Annotated in this window: 4 protein-coding genes; all 4 read right to left on the reverse strand. The window is 55.4% G+C overall.

Annotation, left to right across the window (positions count from 1 at the left end; genetic code table 11):
* Nucleotides 1-193: 193 nt before the first annotated feature.
* Nucleotides 194-517, reverse strand: coding sequence for a thioredoxin (trxA, locus tag POG22_RS20300; RefSeq protein WP_017660073.1), 324 nt, complete (start codon nucleotides 515-517; stop codon nucleotides 194-196).
* 682 nt (nucleotides 518-1,199) lie between these two features.
* The gene (locus POG22_RS20305) at nucleotides 1,200-2,363 is read right to left on the reverse strand and encodes a GuaB3 family IMP dehydrogenase-related protein (RefSeq protein WP_498906941.1); all 1,164 of its coding nucleotides are present in this window, start codon (nucleotides 2,361-2,363) and stop codon (nucleotides 1,200-1,202) included.
* A 197-nt stretch (nucleotides 2,364-2,560) separates the two neighbouring features.
* The gene (locus tag POG22_RS20310) at nucleotides 2,561-5,182 is read right to left on the reverse strand and encodes a CHAT domain-containing protein (RefSeq protein ID WP_498906942.1); all 2,622 of its coding nucleotides are present in this window, start codon (nucleotides 5,180-5,182) and stop codon (nucleotides 2,561-2,563) included.
* Between the two features lie 81 nt (nucleotides 5,183-5,263).
* On the reverse strand, nucleotides 5,264-5,893 hold the full coding sequence (locus POG22_RS20315; protein WP_063719624.1) for a ribonuclease D: 630 nt from the start codon (nucleotides 5,891-5,893) through the stop codon (nucleotides 5,264-5,266).
* Nucleotides 5,894-5,995 lie beyond the last annotated feature (102 nt).

Genomic DNA, 5,995 nt, shown 5'->3' on the forward strand with positions numbered 1-5,995 from the left:
AAGAAAGAGGACTGAGTACGGTCGGGCAGACCGGAACAATGCTCATGGAGGGTAAAGAGATCGGGGTTGGAGTTCGTACTTCAGCTAGACTCTCCCTATGAAGTGAGAATCCCCGCCCCTTCCAGGGCGGGGAGTTGTCAAACCCCAGCGTCGTTTGGGAATCGTATCGATCGCAGCGCGATCGCACGATCGGTTAGAGATATTTCTCAAGCGTGTTAGCCAGCGTGGTTTTGGGAACCGCTCCAACCACCATATCGACTCTTTGACCGTTTTTGAAGATCATCAGCGTCGGGATACTGCGAATTCCATACTTGCTCGCCACTTCAGGATTGTCGTCGGTGTTGAGTTTCACGACCTTGACTTTCCCTTCGTATTGCTGAGCGATTTCGTCTACCACGGGGCCGACCATGCGACAAGGACCGCACCAAGGGGCCCAAAAATCTACCAGAACCGGCAGGTCGCTTTCTAAGACATCTTCTTTAAAGCTTGCATCTGAAACTTCTACGGCTGATGACATACCTCGAAATCCTTATATCGATCGTTTGTTCAGTCTTGAGTTTAACATTCCCTCTGCCACTGCCTTGCAAGATGCGGTGCGCGGCGCGTGCCAGAAGCTACTTCTGACGTCGCACGAGCGATCGGCTGACTGACAGCGGTGCAGATCGACCTGACCCGATTTCGGGCAAACTCAAGAAGCATGAGGGGTTCGACAGAGTGAAAACGAGCAGTCGAACTCGATCTAGCTTTGGCGATATCGTTTCCGACCTGACGACTTTTCAAGCTGTATAGCGCTCTCGAGCCTCGGTCGCAACGAGTTTCACGAGTATCGTGCTATCTAACATTTTACCATAGCGCTCTCTTGGGGAAACGGCGCTCTGAATGCTAAAAATGTATATATTTGTAGCGTTTTTCTACAAAAGAAACCACCCGAACGTTCTGTCCGGGCGGAGTGTGGTGTGAGGAGTGAACGGAAACATGCGTCTCCGCTATTTATTATTTTAATAAATAACTCTCCCAGATCCGCCACAACCTGGAAATTTTTTAACAAGACCCTTCTGGGGTGACAAGGAAGACCGGGAAGAGGGGAGGAAAAGTGAGAGGGGGAGACGACCGGATGACCGGACGATGTGAAATCACCTCACCTCCTCATCCTCTCACCTCCTCACTTCCTCATCTCCGTCACGGGTGACGGTTCGCTGTTACTTGCCCATACCGAGTTGCTGGGCTTTCTGATACACCTTCCCTTCAGTCAACAGGGACGGAGCGATCGCCACTTCTACCTGCTGCATTTCCTTGAGGTTCTTCGCGCCGAGGGTTCCCATGCTCGTTTTCAACGCGCCCAGGAAATTGTGGGTTCCGTCGTCGAGTTGCGCCGGACCGCGCAAAATCTGCTCGAGGGTTCCCGTACTACCGACGCGAATGCGCGTGCCGCGAGGGAGAACCGGACTCGGGGTCGCCATCCCCCAGTGGAAACCGCGACCGGGAGCTTCTTTGGCACGGGCGATCGGCGATCCGATCATCACGCCGTCTGCACCGCAAGCGATACATTTACAAATATCGCCCCCCGTGACTAACCCTCCGTCGGCAATGACAGAGACATAGTTTCCAGTTTCGCGGAAATAGTCGTCTCGAGCGGCCGCACAGTCGGCGACGGCAGTAGCTTGAGGAATGCCGATACCGAGAACGCCGCGCGAGGTACAAGCCGCACCCGGACCGATCCCCACCATGACCGCTGCTGCACCCGCTTTCATAAGTTCGAGGGCGACTTCGTAAGTGACGCAGTTTCCCAGAACCACGGGCATGGGCATTTCTTTGCAAAATCCTGTCAAATCGAGCGGTGTGACGGAGGCGGGGGAGAGGTGCGAGGTCGATACGACGGTCGCTTGTACGAAGAACAGGTCGGCCTCGGCCCCGGCTACCGCTTCGCCGAATTTCACAGCACCGGCTGGCGTCGCGCTGACTGCGGCGATTCCACCTTGTTTTTTAATTTCGTGAATGCGTTTTTCAATGAGTTCCGGTCGGATCGGCTTGCTGTACAACTCTTGCATCAGCGGCACGAATTCGTGCTTGTCTACCGATGCAATGCGATCGAGTATCGGATTGGGGTCGTCGTACCGCGTTTGAATCCCTTCGAGGTTCAGGACGCCTAGCGCTCCCATTTCCGAGAGCAATGCCGCCATACTGACATCGACCACCCCGTCCATCGCACTGGCGATGATGGGGATTTCTCGCTCGATGCCACCGATCGTCCAGGTGGTATCGGCGAGGTCGGGGTCGACGGTGCGCTGACCCGGTACTAACGCGATTTCGTCAATTCCGTAAGCTCGGCGAGCCGTTTTGCCCCGCCCAATTACAATATCCACTGTTCTTTACCGTTCCCAAAGCTATTTAAGCTAGACTAGCAAATTTACCCAAAAACGATCCATTGCACAAGGGATGAGGGAACGGGGAATGGGGAATGATGAGGGAATGGGGAATGATGAGGGAATGGGGAACGGGGAATGGGGAACGGGGAACGGGGAACGGGGAACGGGGAACGGGGAAAAGATTGTCAACTCACTCAATTCCAGTCGCCTTGTACGGCAAATGCCGACCAGTAATAGGGGGAGTTCCAACGTGGCGATCGCATCAAGTCTAATTGCGCCTCTCGTAACGCCGCCGCTGGAGAACGCTGGTTTTGCAACATCTGACGGTAAAACCGCTCCATTAACTCCGCCGTTCCCGCATCGTCTACCGCCCAAAAACTTACGAGGACGCGATCGCTACCTGCATACATAAAGCCTCTTGTCAAGCCCACGATGCCCTCGCCGCGAATTTCTCGACCTCGCCCCGTATTGCAAGCACTCAACACAACCAGTTCGGCGTACAAGTCCAGATTGAAGATATCGTACAGCCGTAAAAAGCCGTTTTGCGGCCGGCCGTTGCGGTCGATCAGCGACAATACCAAGCCCGAAAGTTCGGGCGTCACGCTATTGGCTAAACCGTGAGTGGCGAAGTGAACGATGCGATAGTCGTCGAGAGGCGTCGTCATCATAACTTGGCGGTTGGCCTCGAACCCCAACGCTTGTAAACGCATCGACTCGGGAACCCAGCGAGAAATACGCTCGGCTTCTTCTCCCGTGAAAGACAATCGGTTGAAGCGAACTTCTGACTGACGCGCCGATCGATCTAACTCGGGTGGTAACTCGACAGCGGCGATCGTGTTGGGAAGGCGTTCGTCGTCGGGAGAGAAGATCGGATCGGCGAACACGGCTAGGGTTTTCGAGGGAGGACGGTGAATTTTTCGATTGCGGCGGAGAGCGGCGAGGGTAGACGCCGAGGGCAAGTGGACGATCTCGAAATCTTGTAAGAGCAGTCGGTTGTCGCCTCGAGTCAGAGCGGCAAACGGAACGTATTGCAACACGCCGTCACCGACGATCGCCAATCGCGTCGAAGCCAGGCGATCGCTCTCGGGCGGTAAAATCGCTCGACTCAGCTGTGCGGCGGCCTCGGCGACAACTTGAGGGCGGTTTCGGTAGCGGGGAACGTAAATCGTTTCGAGAAACCAGTTGGCGGCGGCTTCGATATCGGCGCGCGGGGGAAGCTCGTAACTGTGAAAGTCGTTCGGGGTAACGCTCCACAGGTAACTGCGCTCGTTGCCGAGGGCGTAAATCAGTAACGTGGTGTTGGTGTCGAGGAGTTTGTTTTGTACGTCGCCGAGCGTGACGGGTTGCGGCTGCGTGAGGTCGGCATACCGGGGATTCGCAGCGCGAATTCTTGCCTGTACGTCGCGAATTTCGGCGATCGCCGCTTCAAACGCCGCATCGAGTTCGGCGGCTTCGGCGTCGGTATGTTCGCGACTGAAGACTTCGATGCGCTGGCGTTCGAGAAGGTGAAGCTGAGCTTGAGCTTCTTCGAGGCGATCGCGCAATTCGGGATCGATACCCTGTTCGATGTCGCCACCGGAAGAGTGGAGGAGATCCAAGAGCGATCGCGCGCTGGCGCGTTCTTTCGCGTGAAAGGCGATCGCGTCGAATCCAGCTTCGGGGGATTGGCGGTGCATCTGCATGAGCAGATCGATGTAAAACTCGTAATAATCTTGCTGTGTGGCGAAAAAGGTGGCGCGGAGGGTTTCCTCAATGACATGGGTACGCAAGTCTTCAACGATGTCGAGGGCGAGTTCGATTTCCGTGCGGGCGCGATCGAGATTTCCCCGTTGGCGGTAAACGCGGGCGATACTGTAATGGGTGCGGGCGATTCCAGGGCGATCGCCGGTATCTTCGCGCAAGGGTAACGCACGAGTGTAGAAATCGAGGGCGGTGTCGAGATTGCCGACTTGAAAATAGACATCGCCGATGTTGTTGAGCGTGCTAGCTTCAGCGCGACTGTTGTGGATTTCGCCCCAAATATCGACCGCTTGGGCGAACGCACGCAGAGCTTTTTCGATATCGTTTTGTCGGCTGTAGAGATAGCCGAGATTGTTGAAAGTGCTGGCAGCTCCTGCGCGATCGTCGATCGCTTTCCAAGTCTCGAGAGCGCGGGTGTAAAATTCCAAGGCGCGATCGAACTCGTTGGCGTCTAAATACGCTCCCCCGAGATTGTTGAGCGTGGCGGCGATGTTGGCGGAATTTCCCAGCGTTTCGACGAGGGTGAGGGCGTCGGTATAGAGGGCGATCGCATTTTGGGGATCGCCTAACTCGCGGTAAACGTAGCCGAGATCGTTGAAGGTTTCGGCCGTTCCCGTTTGATAGCCCGTCTCTTCCCACAGGGGAAGGGCGCGACGGTAGGTATCGAGAGCCGTTTGATATTCGCCCCGCAGCGATCGCACCTCCGCCAGTTGAGTCAGGGTTTGCGCGACGGCGTGGGGATCGCCTGCGGCTTCGAGGAGGGGTAACGCCGTTTGGTAACTCTCGAGAGCGTCGTCGAGATCGCCCAGTTGCAGTTGTGCTGTGGCGATATTTGTCAAAACGTTCGCTGCCATCGTCCCGTTGTTCGAGCGATCGAACAGTTCGACCGCTTCGCGCCATTTCGCGATCGCCTCGTGATAGGCTCGGGCAGTTCCGTCGCGGTAGCGTTGCAAGCCTTCAACGAGCGCTTGGTTCGCAGCAGTTTGCACGTCAGGGGCTTCGTTCGATCTCACGACTCCCGCCAAGGTTCCCAAAGCAAGGGCGATCGCTGCCATTCCCGAAACGACCCGTTTCATCTTTTCTTACCTATTTCCCCTTTTTTCTGTGAATCGCGAAGACAGTTGACAGTTGACAGTCGATCGTTTCCCCGTTCCCCATCAATGCTCGAAAATATTTTGATATTGCATCAAATCCAACGCGGTAAAGACGGGAATACAATCAAAACAACGTTGGGCGAGTTCCCAGCGATCTTCCCGTTTCAGCATCGTTGCGAGTTTCGCTTTGAGTCCGATCAGATAACGCACGTCGTTCGCCGCGTAACTCAACTGTTCTTCTGAGAGGTTGGCGGCATTTCCCCAGTCAGAACTTTGGGCTTTTTTATCGAGTTCGACGCCTTCGAGTTCGCCCACCAGGGCTTTTAAGCCGTGAGACGAGGTATAGGTACGAGCGAGTTTGCTGGCGATTTTCGTGCAGAATAGCGGTTTCGTGACGATTCCCAGATGATAGTCGAGCGTTGCAACATCGAACCGCGCGTAATGAAAGATTTTGAGGCTCGAGTCGGTTTCCAACAGGCGTTTGAGGTTCGGGGCGTCCGTTTGTCCCCGTTGGATGCGAACGGCGCTGACAAACCCACTCGGATCGCAGAGTTGTACGAGACACAAGCGATCTCGCTGGGGAAGCAATCCCATCGTTTCAGTATCGATCGCCAACTCAGACGCATCGAGGTAGCGATCGAGGGTGCTGTCGTCGAGATCGCGATCGAACACTTTAAAATTTTGCTGTTCCATACTTCCTGTCAAAGTCAATCCCTCTCCCATCATCCCATGTTGGAGCGAGAGAAGGGGAGAGGGGGAGAAGGGGAGAGGGGGAGCAAGGGAGAGGGGGAGAGG

Source organism: Geitlerinema sp. CS-897, from assembly GCF_028368005.1.
GTDB lineage: Bacteria > Cyanobacteriota > Cyanobacteriia > Cyanobacteriales > Geitlerinemataceae > Baaleninema > Baaleninema simplex.

Excerpts from the sequence above, each read along its gene's own strand:
- POG22_RS20310 (WP_498906942.1), bottom strand. The coding sequence starts at position 5,182 with ATGAAACGGGTCGTTTCGGGAATGGCAGCGATCGCCCTTGCTTTGGGA.
- trxA (WP_017660073.1), bottom strand. The coding sequence starts at position 517 with ATGTCATCAGCCGTAGAAGTTTCAGATGCAAGCTTTAAAGAAGATGTC.
- POG22_RS20315 (WP_063719624.1), bottom strand. The coding sequence starts at position 5,893 with ATGGAACAGCAAAATTTTAAAGTGTTCGATCGCGATCTCGACGACAGC.